General features: G+C 71.6%; 20 protein-coding genes. 8 read left to right on the top strand and 12 right to left on the bottom strand.

Annotated features, from left to right (window positions below; translation table 11 throughout):
* Positions 1-171: 171 nt before the first annotated feature.
* On the top strand, positions 172-1,551 hold the full coding sequence (locus tag IF47_RS0115040) for an outer membrane protein assembly factor BamB family protein (RefSeq protein WP_031509287.1): 1,380 nt from the start codon (positions 172-174) through the stop codon (positions 1,549-1,551).
* A 207-nt stretch (positions 1,552-1,758) separates the two neighbouring features.
* Positions 1,759-2,472 (top strand): response regulator transcription factor, encoded by a 714-nt coding sequence (locus IF47_RS0115035; RefSeq protein ID WP_031509286.1) that lies wholly within the window; start codon positions 1,759-1,761, stop codon positions 2,470-2,472.
* A gap of 34 nt (positions 2,473-2,506) precedes the next feature.
* On the opposite strand, the gene IF47_RS27830 is transcribed toward IF47_RS0115035, so the two are convergent.
* Both IF47_RS27830 and IF47_RS0115025 read right to left on the bottom strand, forming a co-directional pair.
* Positions 2,507-2,872, bottom strand: a complete 366-nt coding sequence (locus IF47_RS27830) for a hypothetical protein (protein WP_051717709.1) — start codon at positions 2,870-2,872, stop codon at positions 2,507-2,509.
* A gap of 38 nt (positions 2,873-2,910) precedes the next feature.
* Positions 2,911-4,581 (bottom strand): sodium:solute symporter family protein, encoded by a 1,671-nt coding sequence (locus tag IF47_RS0115025; protein WP_031509284.1) that lies wholly within the window; start codon positions 4,579-4,581, stop codon positions 2,911-2,913.
* Positions 4,582-4,702: 121 nt separating this feature from the next.
* Here IF47_RS0115025 and galT point away from each other — a divergent pair, with 121 nt between their 5' ends.
* From galT to IF47_RS0115005, 4 genes are all read left to right on the top strand, one after another.
* Positions 4,703-5,818: a galactose-1-phosphate uridylyltransferase gene (galT, locus tag IF47_RS0115020; RefSeq protein WP_031509283.1), complete on the top strand. Its 1,116-nt coding sequence runs from the start codon at positions 4,703-4,705 to the stop codon at positions 5,816-5,818.
* Entirely contained in the window at positions 5,815-6,843 is a 1,029-nt protein-coding gene (gene galE / locus IF47_RS0115015) for a UDP-glucose 4-epimerase GalE (protein WP_051717706.1), read from the top strand. The genes galT and galE overlap by 4 nt, the downstream gene beginning before the upstream one ends.
* Positions 6,840-8,051: a galactokinase gene (gene galK / locus IF47_RS0115010; protein WP_037732663.1), complete on the top strand. Its 1,212-nt coding sequence runs from the start codon at positions 6,840-6,842 to the stop codon at positions 8,049-8,051. Before galE ends, galK begins: the two co-directional genes overlap by 4 nt.
* 342 nt (positions 8,052-8,393) lie before the next feature.
* Positions 8,394-9,140, top strand: a complete 747-nt coding sequence (locus IF47_RS0115005) for a response regulator transcription factor (RefSeq protein ID WP_031509280.1) — start codon at positions 8,394-8,396, stop codon at positions 9,138-9,140.
* Between the two features lie 58 nt (positions 9,141-9,198).
* Here IF47_RS0115005 and IF47_RS0115000 read toward each other — a convergent pair whose 3' ends face one another.
* Complete coding sequence (locus IF47_RS0115000; RefSeq protein WP_031509279.1) at positions 9,199-9,705, bottom strand: MarR family winged helix-turn-helix transcriptional regulator; 507 nt, start codon at positions 9,703-9,705, stop codon at positions 9,199-9,201.
* Positions 9,706-9,778: 73 nt separating this feature from the next.
* On the opposite strand from IF47_RS0115000, the gene IF47_RS0114995 reads away from it, so the two are divergent.
* Entirely contained in the window at positions 9,779-10,627 is an 849-nt protein-coding gene (locus IF47_RS0114995) for a methyltransferase domain-containing protein (RefSeq protein ID WP_031509278.1), read from the top strand.
* A 583-nt stretch (positions 10,628-11,210) separates the two neighbouring features.
* Here IF47_RS0114995 and IF47_RS0114990 read toward each other — a convergent pair.
* Positions 11,211-11,879, bottom strand: a complete 669-nt coding sequence (locus IF47_RS0114990; protein WP_031509277.1) for a TetR/AcrR family transcriptional regulator — start codon at positions 11,877-11,879, stop codon at positions 11,211-11,213.
* Between the two features lie 7 nt (positions 11,880-11,886).
* Complete coding sequence (locus IF47_RS0114985) at positions 11,887-12,891, bottom strand: acyl-CoA desaturase (RefSeq protein WP_031509276.1); 1,005 nt, start codon at positions 12,889-12,891, stop codon at positions 11,887-11,889.
* Between the two features lie 356 nt (positions 12,892-13,247).
* On the opposite strand from IF47_RS0114985, the gene ppc reads away from it, so the two are divergent.
* Positions 13,248-15,935 carry a phosphoenolpyruvate carboxylase gene (gene ppc, locus IF47_RS0114980; RefSeq protein ID WP_031509275.1) on the top strand — a complete coding sequence of 896 codons (2,688 nt, stop codon included), beginning with the start codon at positions 13,248-13,250 and terminating at the stop codon, positions 15,933-15,935.
* 90 nt (positions 15,936-16,025) lie between these two features.
* Here the strand turns inward: ppc and IF47_RS0114975 are convergent, their stop codons facing one another.
* The 7 genes from IF47_RS0114975 to IF47_RS0114945 all read right to left on the bottom strand — a co-directional run bounded on the left by IF47_RS0114975 (position 16,026) and on the right by IF47_RS0114945 (position 22,983).
* Positions 16,026-16,835 (bottom strand): LPXTG cell wall anchor domain-containing protein, encoded by an 810-nt coding sequence (locus tag IF47_RS0114975; RefSeq protein ID WP_031509274.1) that lies wholly within the window; start codon positions 16,833-16,835, stop codon positions 16,026-16,028.
* Between the two features lie 204 nt (positions 16,836-17,039).
* Entirely contained in the window at positions 17,040-17,483 is a 444-nt protein-coding gene (locus tag IF47_RS0114970) for a hypothetical protein (RefSeq protein ID WP_245641121.1), read from the bottom strand.
* Positions 17,484-17,677: 194 nt separating this feature from the next.
* Positions 17,678-18,268: an aminoacyl-tRNA hydrolase gene (gene pth / locus IF47_RS0114965; RefSeq protein WP_031509272.1), complete on the bottom strand. Its 591-nt coding sequence runs from the start codon at positions 18,266-18,268 to the stop codon at positions 17,678-17,680.
* Between the two features lie 160 nt (positions 18,269-18,428).
* Positions 18,429-19,013 carry a 50S ribosomal protein L25/general stress protein Ctc gene (locus IF47_RS0114960; protein ID WP_031509271.1) on the bottom strand — a complete coding sequence of 195 codons (585 nt, stop codon included), beginning with the start codon at positions 19,011-19,013 and terminating at the stop codon, positions 18,429-18,431.
* A gap of 222 nt (positions 19,014-19,235) precedes the next feature.
* Positions 19,236-20,213, bottom strand: a complete 978-nt coding sequence (locus IF47_RS0114955; RefSeq protein ID WP_031509270.1) for a ribose-phosphate diphosphokinase — start codon at positions 20,211-20,213, stop codon at positions 19,236-19,238.
* Positions 20,214-20,305: 92 nt separating this feature from the next.
* On the bottom strand, positions 20,306-21,772 hold the full coding sequence (gene glmU, locus IF47_RS0114950; RefSeq protein WP_078591842.1) for a bifunctional UDP-N-acetylglucosamine diphosphorylase/glucosamine-1-phosphate N-acetyltransferase GlmU: 1,467 nt from the start codon (positions 21,770-21,772) through the stop codon (positions 20,306-20,308).
* 185 nt (positions 21,773-21,957) lie between these two features.
* A complete protein-coding gene (locus IF47_RS0114945) occupies positions 21,958-22,983 on the bottom strand; it encodes a hypothetical protein (RefSeq protein ID WP_078591841.1) in 1,026 nt (341 codons plus the stop codon).
* Positions 22,984-23,079: the final 96 nt, after the last annotated feature.

Below are 23,079 nucleotides of genomic sequence, written 5' to 3'. Positions count from 1 at the left end.
TTCGGTCCGCCGCAGGAGCCGCCGCCGTCCTACGGTTATCCGCCGCAGGGGTCGCCGCCGTCCTACGGCTACCCGCCGTACGGCCAACCGCCCGTCCACGGTCAACCACCCGTCTATGGCCAACCGCCCGCCCATGGTCAACCGCCTTACGACCGGCGACCGACGCAGCCCATGCCCGAGACCGGGGGCGGGGGACGGCCGGGAGGCGGCAAGGGCAGGATCGTCGCCGTCGTCGCCGCGGTGGTCGCGGTCCTGCTGATGGCCGGCGGCGGCGTCTGGCTCCTGGCCGGCGGTGACGGTGACACCGAATCCCGGAAGAGTGACGGGAACACCGGCCGGGACGAGAGCGCGCGCAAGCACAAGGACCGGCTTGGGATGCTGTGGGAAGTCGACCCACCGCGGGTGGCGGGCAGCACGACGGGGCCCGCGGAGGCACGTGGCACCTGGTTCGTGGGCGACACCATCGTCCGGGCGTGGTTCGACTCCGTGACCGGGTACGACATGAACACCGGCAAAGAGGTCTGGTCACTGGACCTGGCACGCCGAGGGCCCGGGTGCGGGGCCGCTCCCACCGTCTCGGACGGCAGGACCGTGATCCAGTGGGGCGGGATGTGCGAGAAGGTCATGGCGATCGACCTCGTCCAAGGCGAGAAGTTGTGGACCAAGGACCTCCCCTCCAAGGGCCGGGGAACGGACGAGTACCTCGAGACCAGGATGGCGGTCAGCGGCGACATCGCAGCCGCCGCGTGGATCGGCAACGCCATCGGCTTCGACCTGTCCACCGGCGAGGTCCTGTGGAAGGCCGAGGACGGTGCCGAGTGCCGGGACACGGACTATGTCGGCGGCGAGCGGCTCATCGCGAAGGTCGAGTGCGACTTCGGCGCGACAGTGGCTCTCCACTCGGTGAAGCCCGACGGCTCCAAGGGATGGGAGTGGAAGGCCCCCGACGGAGCCTTCGTCGAGAGGGTCATCTCACTGGACCCGGTGGTGGTCGGGATCAAGGCCGGTGAAGCGCTCGACATGAGCGACATCGTGGTCCTCGGCGAGAACGGCGACGTCCGGTCGAAGATCAATATCCCCGAGGGGCGTTACCTGTTCCACTCCACGGGCATCGGGCTGGCCGACTGCTGCCGCAACATCGTCGTGGACAAGGCCAACGACGCGCTGTACCTACAGACCAACAACCATCAGGGCGACGACGACAGCGTCACCGAGATCGTCGCCTTCGATCTGTCCACCGGCAAGTCGAAGTGGCTCTCCGAGCCGGTGGAGGAGCGCTGGGCGGCTCCCCTGGCGATGCAGGGCGGCAAACTGCTCGGCTACGAGCAGGTGACACACGACGCACCCGGGCTGATCACGTCCATCGATCCCGAGACCGGCAAGGCGAGCGCGTACACACGGCTGCCGGAGAACACTCAGGAGAAGGAGTTCCAGATGGTGATCGTCAACGAATGCCATCTGTACTGGCGTGACGGCATGTTCCTGGTGGTGGCGTACTCGTTCAAACAGAACGAAGCGCACAACGAGGAGGGCGTTCTGGCCTTCGGGTGACGGCCGGGCGGGCCGGACCGGAGCCCGGACGCGGGCGGTTCCGCGCTCTCTCGGGGAGGAGCGCGGAACCGCCCGCGTCGTTCTTGTCGGAAGGGGCGCGCGGCGCCGGGCGAGCGTGTAGCTTCCGGGGGCACAGGGCGGAGTCGGGCGGGTCGGGGCGGTGCCCGGACACCACGGGCCCGCGCGGACGGAACGACAGGGGTGTGGATGACCGTGCGACTCGTGGTGGTCGACGACCACCGTCTGCACGCCGAGGCGCTCGCCTCGGCGCTGAGGTTGCGCGGGCACCGTGTGCTCGCCGCCGCCGCGCCGGCCGCGGGGGCGGCCGACCTGGTGATCGGCAAAGTGCCGGAAGTGTGCCTGTGGGGGACGGCGGCGCCCGCGGAACCGGAGGCGTTCGAGCCGGTGGCGCGGATCAAACGGGAGAGGCCGCAGATAGCGGTGGTGGTGCTGGGGCCGGTGCCCAGCCCGCGGGGGATAGCGGCGGCCTTCGCCGCGGGGGCGTCGGGCTATGTGCGGCACGACGAGCGGATCGAGTGCGTCGAACGCGGGATGGTCCGGGCCCGCGCCGGGGAGGTGGCGGTGACGCCGCAGCTACTCCGGGGGGCGTTCGCGGAGCTGCTCAACCCCACGGCCGAACCGGACGACGAGGGAGCGCGGCTGCTCAAGGCGCTCACGCCGCGGGAGATCGAGGTGCTGGTGCGGGTGGCGGAGGGGGAGGACACCCGTGAGGTCGCGGTGGGCATGGGGATAGCGCCCAGCACGGCCCGTACGCACGTGCAGCGGGTGTTGGTGAAGCTCGGGGTCGGTTCGCGGCTGGAGGCGGCGGCGCTCGCGGCCCGGACCGGGTTGCTGGACCGGGTGACCGGCCCGGGCTCCGGGGGCGGGAGACCCGGGAGACCGGGGCCGGGGAGGGCCTGAGGCGCGGCACCGTCCCCGGCCCCGGAACGGTGCGTCACTCGCCGTGGGACGGACGCTCCCGAGGGGCGGACCTGCGTTCGCGCTCCTCGGCCGACGGCGGCGGGACCGTCGGGCTCAGCCGCAGCCAGAGCAGGAAGAACAGCCCCAGGGCGAGCATCGCGAGCCCGGTCCACAGGTTGATGTTGATCTCCTGGGCCTTCATCAGGTCCTCGTCGGAGACGAAGAGCCCGGCGAGGGTGACCAGGAGGCCGTAGATCACGAAGAGGAAGCCGATGACCCGGCGGACGTCGAACAGCCGGGCGGCACTGGCCGAGCGCTGCTCCAGCTCCTTCTCTTCCTCCTGCCAGTCCGCGGCGGCGGAATCGTGGGAGCCGTGCGGGCCGTTGGTGCCGTTCGTCACGGTGGATCACATCCTTCGCTGTGCGGTGCGCGGGGAGCTCAGAAGGAGAACGGGATGTAGCAGAGGGCGGCGAGGATGATCGCGCCCCAGCCCAGCAGCGCGGGCTTGCGGTACCAGGCCTCGTCCCCGGCCTCCGGGAGCTCCTCCAGACCGGGGGAGCGGGTGCCGTACACCAGGCCGGCCAGTTGCTCGACGGGCCTGGGTTTGGTGAGGGGGGTGACGATCAGGACGACGATCGCGCCGACGACGAAGGCGATGATGGCCGAGACGAAGTTGGCGCCCTGGTCGGAGGGGATGTCGATGAGCCCGCCCTTGTAGAACCAGAAGTAGTTGATCATCGCCGCGACGGTGCCCGCCAGCAACCCCCAGAAACCGGCCGCGGGCGACATCCGCTTCCAGAACATGCCGATGATGAACACGGTGAACAGCGGCACGTTGAAGAAGGAGAACAGCGTCTGGAGGTAGTTCATGATGTTGCTGAACGTCGCCGCGATGAACGCCGTCCCCATGCCCAGCACCACGCCGACCGCGGTGACCACCCGCGCGGTGACCACGTAGTACTCGTCCGGGCGGTCCTTCACCAGGTAACCCCGCCAGATGTCGTGGGTGAACACCGTGTTGAAGGAGGAGACGTTGGCCGCCATGCCCGCCATGAAGGCGGCGAGCAGACCGGTCACCGCCACGCCCAGCACGCCGTTGGGCAGCAGGTCCCTCATCAGCAGCGGGATGGCGTCGTTGTACTGCAGCCCGTCGCCCTGCCCGATGTTCGGCGCGATCACCAGCGCGATCAGGCCCGGAATGACGACGATCGCCGGGATGAAGATCTTGGGGAAGGCGGCGATCAGCGGGGTGCGCTTGGCCGCGGAGAGGTTCTTGGCCGACAGGGCGCGCTGCACCTCGGCGAAGTTGGTCGTCCAGTAGCCGAAGCTCAGGGCGAAGCCGAGGCCGAGCACGATGGTGAGCCAGTTGGCGCCGAGTGGGTTGTCCGAGCCGATGCCCGTGCCGCCCCAGGCGGTCATGAAGTTGTCGCCCTTGGCGCCGGTGAGGGAGTCGTACAGCCCGCTCCAGCCGCCGACCCGTTTGAGGCCGACGATGGTCAGCGGGATCAGTCCGGCCAGGATCACGAAGAACTGCACGACCTCGTTGTAGATGGCCGAGGAGAGGCCGCCCAGGGTGATGTAGAGCAGGACGAACACACCCGAGACGACGATGGACACCCACTGCGGCCAGCCGAGCAGTGCCTCCAGCACGATGGCGAGCGCGTAGAGGTTGACGCCGGCGATCAGCACGGAGGCCGCGGAGAAGAGGATCGCGCTCAGCAGGTGGGAGGACGGCCCGAAGCGGTGGAGCAGGAACTCCGGGACCGAGCGCACCCGTGACCCGTAGTAGAAGGGCATCATCACCAGGCCGAGGAAGACCATGGCCGGGATGGCGCCCACCCAGTACCAGTGCACGGTGTAGACGCCGTACTGGGCGCCGTTGGCGGCCATGCCCAGGATCTCCAGGGCACCGAGGTTGGCCGCGACGAAGGCCAGGCCGGTGACCCAGGCGGGGAGCGAGCGGCCGGAGAGGAAGAAGTCGAGGCTGGTCTTGACGCTGCGCCGGGCCGCGAACCCGACTCCCAGGACGACGATGAAGTAGATGGCGAGGATCGCGTAGTCCAGAAGGTTCGTGGGGAGTCGCAGATCCTGGGCCAACTGGTGGGGCATGAGCAGGTCGCCTCCAAGGCGTGACGGGGCCGTTGCGTGGGGGGCGGCCCCTTGACGTCAATGTTCACTCATGGTTTTTTATGTTCGATTATGTTTGGATCGCAGTATAAGGAGGCCCCGGTTGAAAAAGACATCGACTCGCCTCGCGGACGGCCGTGAGCTCATCTACTACGACGCCCACGACGTTCCGGGGCGCGACGCGGTGGACCGGCGTCCCCTCGATGCCGTCGCCACCTCCTCGGAAATCCGACACGACCCGCTGCTGGACGAGTGGATCGCCGTCACCGCCCACCGCCAGGCCCGGACGTACCACCCGCCACCGGACGAGTGCCCACTCTGTCCGTCCCGGAACGGCCGCCTGACGGAGATTCCGGCGGACGACTACCAGGTGGCGGTCTTCGAGAACCGCTTCCCCTCTCTCGCGGGTCCCCCGGGGCCGTCGGAGGCGGAGGATCCCGGAGGGCTCTTCCTGCGCGCCCCGGGCGCCGGACGCTGTGAGGTGGTGTGCTTCACCTCCGACCACGACGCGTCCTTCGCCGATCTCGACGAGGACCGGGCCGCCCTGGTGTTGGCGGCCTGGACCGACCGGACGGCCGAGCTCTCGGAGCTCCCCGGGGTCCGGCAGGTCTTCTGCTTCGAGAACCGCGGCAGGGAGATCGGCGTCACCCTCGGCCACCCCCACGGCCAGATCTACGCCTACCCCTTCGTCACCCCCCGCACGGAGCGGATGCTGAGCTCGGCCGCCGCCCACCGGGAGCGCACGGGCGGCAACCTGTTCGACGACCTCGTGGCCGCCGAACGCGCCGACGGGCGACGCGTCGTCCTCGACGCGGAACACTGGACGGCCTTCGTCCCGCACGCCGCGCGCTGGCCGTACGAGGTGCACCTGTACCCCCGGCGACGGGTGCCGGACCTGACGGCGCTGGACGACGCGGCCCGCGCGGAGTTCCCCGGCGTCTACCTGGAACTGCTGCGGCGCTTCGACCGGATCTTCGGGCCCGACGAGCCCCCCACGCCGTACATCTCGGGCTGGCACCAGGCGCCCACCGGGCCGGAGGGCGAGGAGGACTGGGCCGGTCGGGCGGATTTCGCCCTGCACCTGGAACTCTTCACCATCCGACGCACATCGGGGAAGTTGAAGTACCTGGCGGGTTCCGAGTCGGGCATGGGCGTCTTCGTCAACGACGTACCGCCGGAGGCCGCCGCCGAACGACTGCGAGAGGTGGCAAGCGAGTGAGCGGCACGTATCTGGTGACCGGCGGCGCCGGTTATGTGGGGAGCGTCGTCGCGGCGCACCTGCTGGAGGCGGGGCACCGGGTGACGGTACTGGACGACCTGTCCACCGGCTTCCGGGAGGGCGTGCCCGAGGGAGCGGAGTTCGTCGAGGGGGACCTCCGGGAAGCCGCGCGGGTGCTGGACTCCTCCTACGACGCGGTGCTGCACTTCGCGGCCAGTTCGCAGGTCGGCGAGTCCGTGGTGCACCCCGAGAAGTACTGGAGGAACAACGTCGGCGGCACGATGGCGCTGCTGGACGCGATGCGCGAGGCGAACGTCCGCACGCTGGTCTTCTCCTCCACGGCCGCCACCTACGGCGAACCCGAGTCCATCCCGATCCCCGAGGACGCGCCCACCGCGCCGACCAGCCCCTACGGCGCCTCGAAGCTCGCCGTGGACCACATGATCGCGGGCGAGTGCACCGCTCACGGGCTGGCGGCCGTCTCGCTGCGCTACTTCAACGTGGCGGGCGCGTACCACGGCAAGTACGGCGTCCTGGGCGAGCGGCACCAGCCCGAGTCGCACCTCATCCCGCTGGTGCTCCAGGTCGCCCTGGGACAGCGGGAGTCCATCTCGGTCTACGGCGACGACTACCCGACGCCCGACGGCACCTGTGTGCGCGACTACATCCACGTCGCCGATCTGGCCGAGGCCCACCTGCTGGCGCTGGAGGGCGCCAAGCCCGGGGAGCACCTGGTGTGCAACCTGGGCAACGGCAACGGATTCTCGGTCCGCGAGGTCATCCGGACGGTCCGCGAGGTCACCGGCCACCCCGTGCCCGAGGTGGTCGCGCCGCGCCGCGGCGGGGACCCGGCGTTCCTGGTCGCCTCGGCGGACCGGGCCAGGGAGCGGCTGGGCTGGCGGCCGTCGCGCACCGATCTGAGGGACATCGTCGCCGACGCCTGGGCCTTCGCCCGGGGGAACGCGCTGGAGAAAACCGGGGAGAGCTCCGGGGAGAACGAGGAGAAGGCGGGGAGCGGCGGATGAGCGGGACGGGGACGGCGGAAGCGGCCGTCCGGGAGGCGGTCGAGGGGTTCCGCGCGGTCCACGGGGGCGAGCCCGCCGGGGTGTGGGCGGCGCCGGGCCGGGTCAACCTGATCGGCGAACACACCGACTACAACGACGGCTTCGTGATGCCGCTCGCCCTGCCGCACACCACCCGGGTGGCGGCGGCCCGCCGTGACGACGGGGTGCTGAACGTGTACTCCGCCGACGTGACGGGCGGCGCGGTCCGGCTGCACGTGGGCAAGTTGACGCCGGGCGGCGACGGCGGCGGGACGGGCGGTTGGGCCGCGTACCCGGCCGGCGTGGTGTGGGCGCTGCGCGAGGCGGGCCTGCTCACGGGGGACTCCGGACGCACGGCCGGGGGCGCCGACCTGTACGTCCACAGCGACGTGCCGACCGGCGCGGGCCTGTCCTCCTCGGCCGCGCTGGAGGTGTCCGTGGCCGTCGCGCTGAACGACCTGTACGGACTGGACCTGGAGCCCGAGCGGATCGCGCTGCTCTGCCGCCGAGCCGAGAACGCCTTCGTCGGCGTGCCCAGCGGGATCATGGACCAGATGGCGTCCGCCTGCTGCACGGCGGGGCACGCGCTCCACCTGGACACCCGGGATCTGGCCCGCCGCCAGGTCCCGTTCGACCTCGCGGCCGAGGGTCTGCGGCTGCTGGTGGTGGACACCCGGGTCAAGCACGCGCTGAGCGACGGCGAGTACGCCCGACGCCGGGCGGGCTGTGAGGCGGCCGCCGAGGCCCTGGGCGTGCGCGCCCTGCGTGACGTGCCGTACGAGGAGTTGGACGCGGCGCTGGCCCGGCTGACCGATCCGGCCCTGCGCCCCCTGGTGCGCCACGTGGTCACCGAGAACCGGCGGGTGGGCGAGGTCATCGCCCGCCTCGACGCGGGCGAGCCCCGCGCCATCGGACCGGTGCTGACCGCCGGACACGCCTCCCTGCGCGACGACTTCGCCGTCTCCTGCCCCGAGCTGGACCTGGCGGTGGAGACGGCCGTCGCGGCGGGCGCCCTGGGCGCCCGGATGACGGGCGGTGGCTTCGGCGGCTCGGCGATCGTCCTGGTGGAGGCGGTCGGGGCGGAGGAGATCGGGAAGGCCGTCACCGACGCGTTCGCGGCGGCGGGCCACCGGGCTCCGCGCCTGTTCGAGGCGGTGCCCGCACCGGGGGCGCGGCGACTGGACGGCTGAGAGGCACCGGGCGCGGGCGGCCGGTCGCCGGGGAGACCCCGGTCCGGCGGAAACGGTCGCTTCGCGCGTCGCGGAAGATCGAGGGTGGCGCCCGAGGTGGTGGAAAAAAGAGCGGAGCCGGTCAGTTTTCCACAATCCACTTCCCTTGTCGGACCCCCGCCGTACGCTGATGAACAGCGCCGGTGGGGGCCGATGCCGTTCCAGGGGCGGGACGCGCCGGATGCGCCGTCCGGCGCGGGGTATCCGGCAGGGCACGGCGGGCGGGCCGTGCGACCGCGATGCGTCTCCGTGTCGGGCGCCGTGCCCGGCACGGGTGGGTCCTTTCGGCGACAGGGGGTGTGCGTGCAACGTATCCGGGTTCTCGTGGTGGACGACCACCGCATATTCGCCGAGTCCCTCGCCGCCGCGCTCGCGGTGGAGCAGGACGTGGACGTGGCCGCCGCGGGCAGCGGCCCCGCGGCTCTGCGCGCCGTCGAGCGGGCCGCGGCCGACGGACGCCGTTTCGACGTGCTGCTGATCGACGCCGACCTGGGCGGGGCGCCACCGGAGGCGGTGGAGGCGTCCGCGCCGGAGCCGGGCGACACGCCGGCCGCGGCCGGCGGGCTGGCCCTGGTCTCGCGCGTCCACGCCCATCACCCCGACACCCGCACGGTCGTGCTCGCCGAGCGGGACGATCCGCGCCGCGCGGCGGCGGCGCTCCAGGCGGGGGCGTCGGGCTGGGTCGCCAAGGACTCCTCGCTGTCCCGGCTGCTCCAGGTGGTCCGGGGCGTGTTGCGGGGGGAGACGCACCTGCCGCCCGCGCTGCTGACCGGGGTGCTGCGCGAACTGACGGCGAGTCGCCGACACCGGAGCGAGAGCGAACGGTTGGTGGAGACGCTGACTCCGCGCGAGCACGAGGTGCTGCGCTGCATGGTGGCCGGGCTGGGGCGGAAGGCGGTCGCCGAGCGGCTGTACCTGTCCCCGCACACGGTCCGCACCCACATGCAGAACGTGCTGGGCAAGCTCGGTGTGCACTCCACCCTGGCCGCCGTGGCGCTGGCCCGGCGGGCGGGGGTCGGTCCGGTGGATCTGGAGCACGTCACCACATGACTCGTCCTGTCAGGGCCATGCCATACCTGGGTTCGCGGCACGGTCGGGTGCGGAGGGTCTAGCCGTGGTGCCCTTGAACGTTGTCGAAGGGAGCGGTGAGTTGCCGCAGCAGCCCGGCCAGCTCGCTCCGCTGGATCGGGGAGAGTCTCGCGAGGATGGCCCTCTCCTGCTCCAACAGTCCGGCCAGGGCGCGGTCGGCCCGGTCGCGCCCGGCGTCCGTCAGGCGGACCAGGACGCCGCGCCGGTCGCTGGGGTCGGGCAGGCGTTCCACGAGGCCCTTCTTGGCCAGCCGGTCGATGCGGTTGGTCATGGTGCCGGAGGTGACCAGGGTCTGGGTGAGCAGTTGGCCGGGGGAGAGCTGGTAGGGCGCGCCCGCGCGACGCAGCGCGGTCAGCACGTCGAACTCCCACGGCTCCAGCCCGTGCTCGGCGAAGGCGATGCGACGGGCCCGGTCGAGATGGCGGGCGAGCCTGCTGACGCGGCTGAGCACCTCCAAGGGCCCCACGTCGAGATCCGGACGCTCACGGCGCCACGCTGCCACCAGTCGGTCGACCTCGTCCTGCATGGGGTCAGTGTAGTAGTTCTGTCGACATGAAGTCTCTTGACATCAAGAGATATGGTGAGGAAAAGTGCTCATCATGGACATCTCGCCGACCGCCGTCGTCCCCGACTGGGACCCTGAGCAGTACCGTTACCACGCAGGCCCACGGCTGCGCCCGCTGTACGACCTGCTGGCCAGGATCCCCGAACTCCCCTCGTCGCGGCCCCGCATCGCCGACCTGGGGTGCGGCCCCGGCGGCCCGTCCCTGCTGCTGGCCGAGCGCTGGCCGAGCGCGGTGATCACCGGCTACGACGTCTCCGAGGCCATGCTCTCCGAGGCCCGAGCCTACGCCGGCCCCACCACGGGGGGCGGGCACCTGAACTTCGTCCACGCCGACATCGCCACCTGGCGCCCCGACGAGCCGCACGACCTGATCGTGTCCAACGCGGCCTTCCAGTGGGTCACCGACGAGGGCGGGAAGAGGACGGAGGGCCACACCGACCGCTTCCCGCTGTGGATCGAGGCCCTCCGTCCCGGCGGCGTCCTCGCCTTCCAGGTCCCCGGCAACTTCGCCGCGCCCGGCCACATCCTCCTCGCCGAACTGCGCACCTCCCCGCGCTGGCGCGACCGCCTGGGCGAGGGGGCCGTCCACACCCCCGTGGCCGAGCCGGTCGAGTACGCGCGCCTGCTGACGGACCTCGGCTGTGAGGCCGACGTCTGGGAGACCACCTACGCGCACCTCCTCCCCGGCGATGATCCGGTGCTGGAGTGGACCAAGGGCACCACCCTGCGCCCGGTGCTCTCCGCGCTCGACGACGACCCGGCCGCCCGCGACGCCTTCCTCGCCGAGTACCGCGCCCTGCTGCGCGAGGCCTACCCGAAGGAGCCGCACGGCACCTGGTTCCCGTTCCGCCGGATCTTCGTGGTCGCCCACAAACCCCGCTGAGCACGTCCGAACGCGCCTGGGCCCGTCCGGGTCCGAGGCGAGAGGGAGACGACCGTGACAGAGGCCCTCGGCCACGTCCGGATCGCCGCCCCGCCCGGCTCGGAGAACGACCCGCGCACCCACCACGCCGGGGTGCTCGGCATGATCGAGGTGCCCAAGCCGCCCGTGCTCGCGGCCCGCGGCGGCTGCCGGCTCCAGACCGGCACCCTCCTGCTCCACCTCGGGATCGAGCGGGACTTCCGTCCCGCCCGCAAGGCCCACCCCGGCATCCGGGTGGGGGACGTCGACGCCTTCGCCGCCCGCCCGACGGCCGCCGGGGCCCGGGCCGACCGGGACGACGACCTGCCCGGCCACCGCCGCTTCCACTCGACGGACCCGGTCGGCAACCGCCCGGAGTTCCTGGAACCCACCGGCCGACGCGCCTCGCCCCCGTCGGCGAGACGCCGGAGGCGGAGGGACGGCGAGGGGCGTCCGGGGACGGCGAGGGAGAGGCGGACGGCCGCCGAGAGGGCGGAGCCCCGCCCTCTCGCCGCGGGCGCGTGGCCCGGGAGAAGGCGGGGAGAGGGCGGGCGGCACCGCCCGGTCAGCTACGTCGATGGCCTATCAGACGCGGTTTCTGCTCCAACCCGTCCAGGCCGTGCCAGGCCAGGTTCACCAGATGGGCGGCCACCTCGGACTTGTTCGGCTTGCGGGCGTTCAACCACCACTGGCCCGTCAGGGCCACCATGCCGACCAACGCCTGGGCGTACAGGGGCGCGAGCTTCGGATCAAAGCCGCGCGCCTTGAACTCCAATCCCAGGATGTCCTCCACCTGGGTGGCGATGTCGCTGATCAGCGACGCGAAAGTGCCCGTCGACTGGGCGACGGGCGAGTCGCGCACCAGGATGCGGAAGCCGTCCGTGTAGTACTCGATGTAGTCCAGCAGCGCGAAAGCCGCCTGCTCCAGCAACTCACGCGGATGGCCGCCGGTCAGCGCGCCCGTCACCATGTCCAGCAACCGGCGCATCTCCCGGTCGACCACGACCGCGTACAGCCCCTCCTTGCCGCCGAAGTGCTCGTACACGACCGGTTTGGAGACCCCGGCCTTCGCCGCGATCTCCTCCACCGACGTGCCTTCGAAACCTCGCTCGGCGAAGAGCGCGCGGCCGATGTCCAGCAGTTGCTCGCGGCGCTCCTTCCCCGTCATCCGGCGGCGCCCCCGCCGGGTGGGGTTCGAAGCCCTGGCCTTGGTACTGCTGTCGTCGGTCGCCACACCTCCATCATGCCGCTTCGGCGGTCTCCCGTTGTCGTCGGGAGTTGATCCGCTTCTCGGACGGCCAGCGCACGTCGTACGCCCAACCGGCCTTCTCGAACCAGCGGATCAGCCGCGCGCTGGAGTCGATCTGACCCTTGAGCACTCCGTGCCGGGCGCAGGTCGGGTCGGCGTGGTGGAGGTTGTGCCAGGACTCCCCGCAGGAGAGCACCGCCAGCCACCACACGTTGCCCGAGCGGTCACGCGACTTGAAGGGCCGCTTGCCGACCGCGTGGCAGATGGAGTTGATCGACCAGGTGACGTGGTGCAGCAGCGCCACCCGGACCAGCGAGCCCCAGAAGAAGGCGCTCAGCGCGCCCTGCCAGGACATCGTGACCAGTCCGCCCACCACCGGCGGGATGAGCAGCGAGACGGTCGTCCACAGCACGAACTGGCGGGAGATGCGGCGGAGCACCGGGTCCTTGATCAGGTCCGGGGCGTACTTGTGCTGCGGGGTCTGCTCCTCGTCGAACATCCAGCCGACGTGCGCCCACCACAGGCCCTTGAGCAGGGCGGGGACGGTCTCGCCGTAGCGCCAGGGGGAGTGGGGGTCGCCCTCGGCGTCGGAGAACCTGTGGTGCTTGCGGTGATCGGCCACCCACCGCACCAGCGGGCCCTCCACGGCCATCGAACCGGCGATGGCCAGCGCGATCCGCAGCGGCTTCTTGGCCTTGAAGGCGCCGTGCGTGAAGTGGCGGTGGAAGCCGACGGTGATGCCGTGGCAGCCCAGGAAGTACATGCCGACCAGGAGCCCGAGGTCCAGCCAGCTCACCCCCCAGCCCCAGGCCAGCGGGATCGCGGCCACCAGGGCGATGAAGGGGACGGTGATGAACAGCAGCAGGGTGATCTGTTCGATGGAGCGGCGCTGTTCCCCGCCGAGCGTGGCGGAGGGGAGGGGAGACTCCTCGGAGGCCGCGGAGGTTTTCGCAGAAGACTCGGAAGAGGTTTTCAGTACGTCCGGACTAGTGGTCATGCGTGACTCTCGTTTGAAGCTGGGGGACGGGACGGCGATACTTACGATGCCGTAACCTACGGCACCGTAAGTATGGCAGTCCTGGGCGAGCGGACAAGAGGGCCGAATCGTGGGACGGGATGATCCACGGTGGCGGGCGCGGCCTATCCTGGTGGCCGTCGGACAGCGCGGTCCGTGACCTGCCAGAAGCATCGCCGCAAGGAGCCGCACCTGTGAGCAGTGCCGACACCTCCCCGAGCACCGGTGGTACGAATCCTGTCCCCGGCGGGGGGGTCCCCACACCGGGCCTTCCGAGTACCCCGGAGGGCCGGACGGAACCCGGCAACCCCGAAACCACACCCGGAACGAGCAGTGCCCTGCGGGCCGACATCCGCCGCCTGGGCGACCTCCTCGGCGAGACGCTGGTCCGCCAGGAGGGCACCGAACTGCTGGAACTCGTCGAGCGCGTCCGCGCCCTGACCAGGTCCGACGGCGAGGCAGCCGCGGCCCTGCTGAGGCGGACCGACCTCGCGACGGCGACCAAGCTCGTCCGGGCCTTCTCCACCTACTTCCACCTGGCCAACATCACCGAACAGGTCCACCGCGGACGCGAACTGCGCGCCCGTCGGGCCGCCGAGGGCGGCAACCTCTCCCGCACCGCGGACATGCTCAAGGAGGCCGACCCCGACCACCTGCGGGAGACCGTCCGCAACCTGGGCGTACGACCCGTCTTCACCGCACACCCCACCGAGGCCGCCCGCCGGTCCGTGCTCACCAAGCTCCGCAGGATCGCCGAGTTGCTGGAGAACACCGACCCCAACGAGCGGCGCCGCACCGACCTGCGACTCGCCGAGAACATCGACCTCATCTGGCAGACCGACGAGCTGCGCGTCGTCCGTCCCGAGCCCGCCGACGAGGCGCGCAACGCCATCTACTACCTCGACGAGCTGCACCGCGGCGCCGTCGGAGACGTCCTGGAGGATCTCTCCGCCGAACTGGAGCGCGCCGGAGCGCCGTTGCCGCCCACCACCCGCCCGCTCACCTTCGGCACCTGGATCGGCGGCGACCGCGACGGCAACCCCAACGTCACCCCTTCCGTGACCTGGGAGGTGCTGCTGCTCCAGCACGAGCACGGCATCAACGACGCCCTGACGCACGTCGACGAACTGCGCGCCGCCCTGTCCAACTCCATCCGCAACAGCGGCGCCACGCAGGAGCTGCTGGACTCCCTCCAGCGCGATCTCGACGTCCTGCCCGAGATCAGCCCCCGCTACAAGCGGCTCAACGCCGAGGAGCCCTACCGGCTCAAGGTCACCTGCATTCGGCAGAAGCTGCTCAACACCCGCAGGCGACTGGCCGAGGACGCCCCGCACGTCCCCGGCCGCGACTACCTGGGCACCGGCGAGCTGATCGAGGACCTCGCCCTCGTCCAGACCTCCCTGCGCGAGCACCGCGGCTCCCTGGTCGCCGACGGCCACCTGGACCGGGTGCTGCGCACCCTGGCGGCCTTCGGCCTCCAACTCGCCACCATGGACGTGCGCGAGCACGCCGACGCCCACCACCACGCCCTCGGGCAGCTCTTCGACCGGCTCGGCGAGGAGTCCTGGCGGTACGCCGACATGCCGCGCGACTACCGGCAGCGCCTGCTCGCCAAGGAGCTGCGCTCCCGCCGCCCGCTGGCCCCCACCCCACCGCCGCTGGACGCCGCCGGGGCGAAGACCTTCGGCGTCTTCGAAACGGTCCGCAAGGCGCTGGACACCTTCGGCCCCGAGGTCATCGAGTCGTACATCATCTCCATGTGCCAGGGCGCCGACGACGTGTTCGCCGTGGCCGTGCTGGCGCGCGAGGCCGGACTGATCGACCTCCACGCCGGATGGGCGCGCATCGGCATCGTGCCGCTGCTGGAGACCACCGACGAGCTGCGCATCGCCGACGAACTCCTCGACGCGATGCTGTCGGACCCCTCCTACCGGCGGCTGGTCGCCCTGCGCGGCGACGTCCAGGAGGTCATGCTCGGCTACTCCGACTCCTCGAAGTTCGGCGGCATCACCACCTCCCAGTGGGAGATCCACCGGGCCCAGCGGAGGCTGCGCGACGTGGCCCACCGGCACGGGGTGCGGCTGCGCCTGTTCCACGGCCGGGGCGGCACCGTCGGCCGCGGCGGCGGCCCCACCCACGACGCGATCCTCGCCCAGCCCTGGGGCACCCTGGAGGGCGAGATCAAGGTCACCGAGCAGGGCGAGGTCATCTCCGACAAGTACCTGGTCCCCTCCCTCGCCAGGGAGAACCTGGAGCAGACCGTCGCCGCCACCCTCCAGGCGTCCGCCCTCCACACCGCCCCGCGCCAGTCGGACGAGGCGCTGGCCCGCTGGGACGCGGCGATGGACACCGTCTCCGAGGCCGCCCACGACGCCTACCGGAAGCTGGTGGACGACCCGGACCTGCCCGCCTACTTCTTCGCCTCCACCCCCGTGGACCAGCTCGCCGACCTCCACCTGGGCTCCCGCCCGTCGCGCCGCCCGGACTCCGGTGCCGGGCTGGAGGGGCTGCGGGCCATCCCGTGGGTCTTCGGCTGGACCCAGTCCCGGCAGATCGTGCCCGGCTGGTTCGGCGTCGGCACGGGCCTGAAGGCGGCGCGGGAAGCCGGACTCGACAGCGTCCTCGACGAGGCGTACGGGCGCTGGCACTTCTTCCGCAACTTCCTGGCCAACGTCGAGATGACGCTGGCCAAGACCGACCTGCGGATCGCCCGGCACTACGTGGAGACGCTGGTGCCCGACGAGCTGCGGCACATCTTCGACATGATCGAGGCCGAGTACGAGCTCACGGTGCGGGAAGTGCTGCGGATCACCGGTGAGAGGGAACTGCTGGACGCCAACCCGGTGTTGAAGCAGACCTTCGCCATCCGCGACGCCTACCTGGACCCGATCTCCTACCTCCAGGTGGCGCTCCTGCACCGGCAGCGCGAGGCCGCGCGGCGCGGCGAGGAGCCCGACCCGCTGCTGGCGCGCGCCCTGCTGCTGACGGTCAACGGCGTCGCGGCGGGCCTGCGCAACACCGGCTGACCCGCCGACACCCGTGACGGGAAGGGCCCCTCTCCGGTGGGAGAGGGGCCCTCGCACGTTCGTGCGGTGCGGTGCCCGAGGGGCGCGTGGTCAGGCCTGCTGGGCGGCCTTGCGACGGCGCATCATCAGGTACGAGCCCGCGCCCAGCAGCGCCGCGGCGGCCGCGGCCAGCGCGGCGATCGGGGCCGAGGAGCCGGTCTCGGCCAGGTTGCCGTCGCCGGGGGTCTCGCCCGGGGTCTCGCCCGGGGCCTCGTCCTCGGTGGTCTCGTCCGGGTTCTCGGCGCCACCGGCGGTCTCGCCCGTGCTGCCGCCGGTGGTCTCCTCGACGGTTCCACCGGTGGTGCCTTCGGCGCCTCCGGTGGTGGTGTCGCCGGTGGTCCCGTCGGAGGTTCCGCCGGTGGTCTCCTCGGAGCCACCGGTGGTCTCGCCCGAGGTCTCGCCGGTCGAGCCCTCGGTGGTCTCACCGGCGGTGCCGCCCGGGGTCTCGGAGTCCTCGCAGTCCACCTTGAAGACCTTGTGCTTGGGGGCGCCCTTCTTGCCCTCGAAGGTCCAGTACAGCTTGTACTGGCCGTCGGGCAGGCGCAGGTCCTCGGTGCGGCCGTGGCCGTCACCGTCGAGGGTGATGGCTCCCTCCAGGGAGGGCTTGTCGGGGGAGTGCGGGTGCCGGTAGATCTCCCAGGAGACTTCCTGGGCCGCGTCGAACCGGAAGGCGTCGAGATAGAACTCGCACACCTTCGGGTTGTTCCGCATGTCGTACTCGGCATCGGTCACGGAGTCGTGGATCTTCACCGTGCCGTTGTCGCCCTTGGTGGCGGGCGAGAGGGCGTACGCGGTGGAGGCCGGCAGCAGACAGGCCGCTGCGATCGCCGTCACCACGGACACCGAAGAGAAGGTACGCATGAACTACCACCTTCGGTGGCGGGAAGTGTTCAGGGACGTGTGGGGAGTGGGGTGGCCGTAGCCTCTCCCGCCCCACCGGGCCGGTCAAGCGGGAAGAGTCCCATCTGCGCCATTGCGTCTCATCCGCACCAAAAGGATTGTGTAACAATCCCATTAAACTGGCGTTTGAAGGATTAGGACGGCGCGGAAGAAGAAAGTCGCTGGTCAGAGCGTTACGAACGCCGCCCCCAGCAACGCCGCGCCGGACAGCCCGGCGGCCCACGCCGTGCGTCGCTTCCCCAGACCGGCCGCGATCACCGGCGCGGCCAGCACCAGCGCCCCCGCGAACGGCGACCACGCCCGCAGGACCCCCGCGGTACCGGTGCGCAGCACCTCGTCCGCGCCCGGCCACAGCACGACCGGGACCTTCTCACCGGCCGCGTGGGGGACCGGCGCCTCCAAAGCGGCCTCGACGGGCGCGCCCCCGGCGGCGTCCTCGGGCGCGAAGGCGCCCCGGCACGTCCACCCGTCGCACTCCTCGACCGTCAGCGTGCCGCGCACACTGCCCCGGTCCGCCGTCACGAGCCGCATGGCGTCCAGGGAGGCCCACACCCCGGCCATCAGCAGAACCGCGGCCACCACACCCATCAGCGCGGTCCTCGCGAGCAACAGCAGGCCGTACGCGCTCTCACCGGCCCGACGCGCCGGACCGCGCCGAGCCGCGGCACCGGACGGCGACCCGGACGACGGCCCAGAGGACGACCCAGAGAACATGGCGGCGATCCTTGGCCATCGAACAACGGGCGGTCAACCTCCGCGCGCGCCCGTCCCGCGCCCACCGGCCCGGAGAGGGGCACGGGGTATCAGGAGTTGTAGGTGTTCTGCGCCCGCTCCAGACCGTCCAGGACCAGGGACTCCACCGCGTCGGCGGCCCGGTCCACGAAGTAGTCCAGCTCCTTGCGCTCCACCGACGAGAAGTCCTTCAGCACGAAGTCGGCGACCGGCATCCGGCCCGGCGGACGGCCGATGCCGAAACGGACCCGGTGATAGTCGGGACCGAGCGCCTTGGTGATGGACTTCAGCCCGTTGTGGCCGTTGTCCCCGCCGCCCCGCTTCAGCCGCAGCGCCCCGTAGTCGATGTCCAACTCGTCGTGGACGACCACCAGGCGGTCCGACGGGACCTTGTAGAAGTCGCGCAGCGCGGTGACCGGCCCGCCGGAGAGGTTCATGTACGACATCGGCTTGGCCAGCACCACCCGGCGACCGCCGGCGCCCGGTGCGCCCAGTCGACCCTCCAGCACCTGCGCCCGCGACCGGTGCGTCCTGAACCTCCCCCCGATCCGCTCGGCGAGCAGGTCGGCGACCATGAACCCCACGTTGTGCCGGTTCGCCGCGTAGCCGGGGCCGGGGTTGCCCAGGCCCACCACCAGCCAGGGGGCGTCGGCGTCGCTCATCGTCGTCCTCTCCTGCCACGGGCCGTCCGGGGCGCCGGGGCCGTCGGTGCGCGGAACGGGGAAAGCGCGGGCCCGCGGCACGTCCGCACGGACCCGGAGGCCGCCGCCCCGTGCCCACGGCACGGAACGGCGGCCGGAGAAAGAACCGGAGGGACCGAGGTCACTCCCCGGCGCCCTCGCCCTCCTCCTCGGTCTCGGTGACCTCGGCCTGGCCGGCCAGGACCTGCAGGATGATCTCGTCGTCCTCCAGCGCCAGGGTGGAACCCTCGGGCATGACGACGTCCTTGGCCTGGACGGAGTCGCCCGCGGACAGACCCGCGATGGAGACGGCGATCGAGTCCGGGATGCTGGTGGCCTCGGCCTCGACCGGCAGGGCGTTGTACATGTACTCCAGGACGTTCTGGCCCGGGGCCAGCTCGCCCTCGGTGTGGAACGGGATGTCGACGACGACCTTCTCGCCCCGCTTGACGACCAGCAGGTCCACGTGGACCAGGAAGCCGCGGATGGCCTCGCGCTGGACGGCCTTGGGGATGACCAGCTCCTGCTTGCCGTCCACGTCGAGCGTGATCAGCACGTTCGGGGTCTTCAGGGCCATCATCAGGTCGTAGCCCGGAAGGGCCACGTGCACCGGCTCGCCGCCGTGGCCGTAGACCACGCCCGGAACCTTCTCCGCGCGGCGCAGCCGGCGGGAGGCACCCTTGCCGAACTCCTTGCGAACCTCGGCGGAGATCTTCACGTCGCTCATGACGCACTCCTCGTCTCTCAAGTCGGATCTGTGGCGGTTGCCAGGGCTACTCGGCCACGACTGACCTGCTGCGAAGAGCGCGTCGATAACGGAGACCGTGCCACCACCGGACACGGCTCCCTCGCCGAGCAACTCCACGAGTCTACCGCCCCGGACACACCGGGTCGGAACGCACCCGGGGCGCCGTACCGGGCAGACCCGGCACGGCGCCCCGGCGAAGCGTCACGCCTGCTCGTCGAAGAGGCTGGTGACCGAGCCGTCCTCGAACACCTCGCGCACCGCGCGGGCGATCGTGGGAGCCATCGACAGCACCGTGATCTTGTCGACGTCCACCTCGCTGGGCGTCGGCAGGGTGTTGGTGAAGATGAACTCGCTCACCGCGGAGTTCTTCAGCCGGTCCGTCGCCGGACCGGACAGCACCCCGTGGGTGGCCGCCACGATGACGTCCTCGGCGCCGTTGGCGAACAGCGCGTCCGCCGCCGCGCAGATCGTGCCGCCGGTGTCGACCATGTCGTCCACCATCACGCACACCCGACCGCGGACGTCGCCGACCACCTCGTGGACGGTCACCTGGTTCGCCACGTCCGGGTCACGGCGCTTGTGCACGATCGCCAGCGGCGCGCCCAGTCGGTCGCACCAGCGGTCGGCGACCCGCACCCGGCCCGCGTCCGGCGAGACCACCGTCAGCTTGCTCCGGTCCACCTTGCCGCCCACGTAGTCCGCCAGCACCGGCAGCGCGAACAGGTGGTCGACCGGGCCGTCGAAGAAGCCCTGGATCTGGTCGGTGTGGAGATCCACCGTCAGGATCCGGTCCGCGCCGGCGGTGCGCAGCAGGTCGGCGATCAGCCGCGCCGAGATGGGCTCGCGACCGCGGTGCTTCTTGTCCTGGCGGGCATAGCCGTAGAACGGAACGATCACGGTGATGCTCCGGGCCGAGGCCCGCTTGAGCGCGTCCACCATGATCAACTGCTCCATGATCCACTTGTTGATCGGAGCGGTGTGGCTCTGCATCAGGAAGCAGTCCGCACCGCGGGCCGACTCCTGGAAGCGGACGTAGATCTCACCGTTGGCGAAGTCGAACGCCTTGGTCGGGACCACGCTGACACCGAGATGCCCCGCGACCTCCTCCGCCAGCTTGGGGTGGGCGCGGCCGGAGAAGAACATCATTTTCTTCTGGCCGGTCGTCTTGATCCCGGTCACAACAACAATCTCCTTGCCAGCATCGATTCGTCGAGGGTGCACCAGGGCGTGCGCTTCTCACGGTACGCCCTGCCCGGAGCACACTCCTCCGGTCACCCCCCGGTAACCGGGGCGTCGCCCTCGCGCTCCTCGGCGGCCCGCGCCGCCTGCGCGGCGGCGCTCCCGGGACGCTTACGAGCCACCCAACCTGGGATGTTGCGCTGCTGGCCGCGCGCCACGGCCAGCGAACCGGGCGGCACGTCCTTGGTGATCACCGACCCGGCGGCGGTGTAGGCGCCGTCCCCGACCGTGACGGGAGCCACAAACATGTTGTCCGACCCCGTCCGGCAGTGGGAGCCGATCGTGGTGTGGTGCTTGTTCACCCCGTCGTAGTTCACGAACACGCTGGCCGCGCCGATGTTGGTGTGCTCGCCGATCGTCGCGTCCCCCACGTACGACAGGTGCGGCACCTTCGTGCCCTCGCCGATGTCGGCGTTCTTCATCTCCACGTACGTGCCGGCCTTCGACTTCGGCCCCAGCCTCGTCCCCGGCCGCAGGTACGCGTACGGGCCCACCGAGGCGCCCGGACCGATCTCCGCCGAGTCGGTGACCGCGTTGCTCACCACCGCGCCCTCGCCCACCCGGGTGTCCGTCAACCGGCAGTTCGGCCCGACCTCGCAGCCCGCGCCCAGGTGCGTCGACCCCAGCAACTGCGTCCCCGGATGCACCACGGCGTCCGGCTCGTACGTCACCGTCGTGTCCAGCCACGTCGACGCCGGGTCCACCACCGTCACGCCGTCGAGCATCGCCCGCTCCAGCAGCCGGTCGTTCAGCAGCCTGCGGGCCTCGGCGAGCTGCACCCGGTTGTTGATCCCGACGATCTCCCGGTGGTCCTCCGCCACGCACGCCCCGACCCGGTGCCCGTCCGCGCGGAGGATCCCCAGCACGTCGGTCAGGTACTCCTCGCCCTGACTGTTGTCGGTGCTCAACCGGCCCAGGGCCTCGACCAGCAACCGCCCGTCGAACGCGAACACGCCCGAGTTGATCTCGCGGATCGCCCGCTGCTCCTCGGTGGCGTCCTTGTGCTCCACGATCGCCGTGACCGAGCCGTCCTCGCCCCGCACGATCCGCCCGTACCCGCCGGCGTCCGGCACCCGGGCCGAGAGCACCGTCACCGCGTTGCCCTCACCCGCGTGGGCCGCGGCCAACCGGGCCAGCGTCCCGCCCGTCAGCAGCGGGGTGTCGCCGCAGGTGACCACCACCGTCCCCGTCGGCTTCACACCCTCGGCCGCCAACGCCTCCAACGCCGTGCGCACCGCGTGCCCCGTGCCCCGCCGCTCGTGCTGCACCGCCGTGCGCACCCCGGCGTCCAGCCCGGCCAGATGCTCGGTGACCTGCTCGCGCCCGTGCCCCACGACCACCACCAGGTGCTCGGGCTCCAGCTCGCGGGAGGCCGCGACCACATGGCCGACGAGCGACCGCCCGCAGATGTCGTGCAGGACCTTGGGCCTCGTGGACTTCATGCGGGTGCCCTCACCCGCTGCGAGAACGACGACGGCTGCCGGGCGGATGGCGCTCACGGGTGTGCCCTTCGGCTTCGGGACGGATCAACGGGACACCCGCGGGGACGCACCCCGGACGGACACGGACCCGCCCGGAGGCCACCCCCGCACCCCTGGCGGACACCGCCGGTTCACGAAGAAGACGACCGCGGCGGAACCGCGCGGGAAAGAGTGGTGTCCCCCGCAGGATACCGGTGTCACGTTCATTCCGCCGGTGACCCCTGTCCCGGCACCGTCCCGCTCCCCGTTCCCCGATCCGGCCCCGGAACCGCGTCCCGGGCCGTCCCCCGGGCCGTCTCCCGGGCCTCGGCGTCACCGCCTCCCAGCACCGCGGCACCCTCGGCGCCCTCCTCCGACCCCCGCCCGGTGAGCGCCGCCAGACTGGCGCGCACGTGCGCCATGTGCTGACGCACCGCCTCCCGCCGCTGCTCGTGCGCGCGCACCACCCGCTCCGTCTCGCGCTCGACGCGGTCCTGACGCAGCCGCGCCTGCGCCAGCAACTCGGCCGCCCGAGCCTCGGCGTCCTCCTGGAACCGCCGTGCGTCCTCCTCGGCCCGGACGTGATCCCGCCGGGCCCGCTCCAGCAGCGACTCGCCCCGCTCCGCCAGCTCCGCCACCCGCGTCGACACCGCCTCCTCCCGCGCCGCCAACACCCGGTCGAGCTCCTCGCTCTCCTCCGCGTGCTTCCTCTCCTGGGCCAGCAGCAACGCCTCACACCGCTCGGCCGTCTCCCGCAGCTCCCGCTCCGCCGCGCCGCGCACCTCCCGCGCCTCGGCCAGCGCGGCCCCGCGCACCTCATCCGCGCGCTCCCGCGCCTCGGTCAGCACCCCCTCCGCGACCGCCTCGCCCTCGGCCCGCGTCCGCGCCGCCTCACCGTGCGCCGCCTCCCGCAGTGCACGGCCCGCCTCCTCGGCCGCCTCCCGCACCCGCCGCGCCTCGGCCTCGGCCGCCGTCCGAACCTCCCGCGCCTCGGCCTCCACCTCCGCCAGGATCAGCGCGGCACGCTCACCCAGCGCCTCGTACGTCTGGGGAGGCAACGTGGCCACCGCGGACCGCAGCCGATCCGCCTCGCCCTCCAACTCGCCGGCGAGCACACCCAACCGCGCCAACCGCTCCCGCGCGTCGTCGAGATCCTCGTACAGCCTGCCGGCGAAGCGATCGACCTGGTCGGGCCGGTAGCCACGGCCCCGTACGACGGCGAAGCCATGAGGCGACCTGGACACTGACATGGCGAACCCCTACCTCCACGCGATCCGGCGGACATCCCACCCAGCATGCGCCATGAGGTGCGGCAGTCCGCAATCGACACAAACCACGCGAACGCG

The sequence above is a fragment of the Streptomyces megasporus genome, from assembly GCF_000718985.1.
Lineage (GTDB): Bacteria > Actinomycetota > Actinomycetes > Streptomycetales > Streptomycetaceae > Streptomyces > Streptomyces megasporus.
Note: the sequence above shows the minus strand (reverse complement) of the source record. Positions and strands in the feature narration are given on the sequence as shown.

Bases quoted from the DNA above. Each gene is read 5' to 3' on its own strand.
- IF47_RS0114945 (WP_078591841.1), bottom strand. From the start codon at position 22,983: ATGTCAGTGTCCAGGTCGCCTCATGGCTTCGCCGTCGTACGGGGCCGT.
- IF47_RS0115035 (WP_031509286.1), top strand. From the start codon at position 1,759: ATGACCGTGCGACTCGTGGTGGTCGACGACCACCGTCTGCACGCCGAG.
- IF47_RS0114985 (WP_031509276.1), bottom strand. From the start codon at position 12,891: ATGACCACTAGTCCGGACGTACTGAAAACCTCTTCCGAGTCTTCTGCG.
- IF47_RS0114960 (WP_031509271.1), bottom strand. From the start codon at position 19,013: ATGAGCGACGTGAAGATCTCCGCCGAGGTTCGCAAGGAGTTCGGCAAG.
- IF47_RS0114995 (WP_031509278.1), top strand. From the start codon at position 9,779: ATGGACATCTCGCCGACCGCCGTCGTCCCCGACTGGGACCCTGAGCAG.
- IF47_RS0115000 (WP_031509279.1), bottom strand. From the start codon at position 9,705: ATGCAGGACGAGGTCGACCGACTGGTGGCAGCGTGGCGCCGTGAGCGT.
- galK (WP_037732663.1), top strand. From the start codon at position 6,840: ATGAGCGGGACGGGGACGGCGGAAGCGGCCGTCCGGGAGGCGGTCGAG.
- pth (WP_031509272.1), bottom strand. From the start codon at position 18,268: ATGAGCGACGCCGACGCCCCCTGGCTGGTGGTGGGCCTGGGCAACCCC.
- IF47_RS0115025 (WP_031509284.1), bottom strand. From the start codon at position 4,581: ATGCCCCACCAGTTGGCCCAGGATCTGCGACTCCCCACGAACCTTCTG.
- IF47_RS0115040 (WP_031509287.1), top strand. From the start codon at position 172: ATGCCCGAGACCGGGGGCGGGGGACGGCCGGGAGGCGGCAAGGGCAGG.
- IF47_RS0114975 (WP_031509274.1), bottom strand. From the start codon at position 16,835: ATGCGTACCTTCTCTTCGGTGTCCGTGGTGACGGCGATCGCAGCGGCC.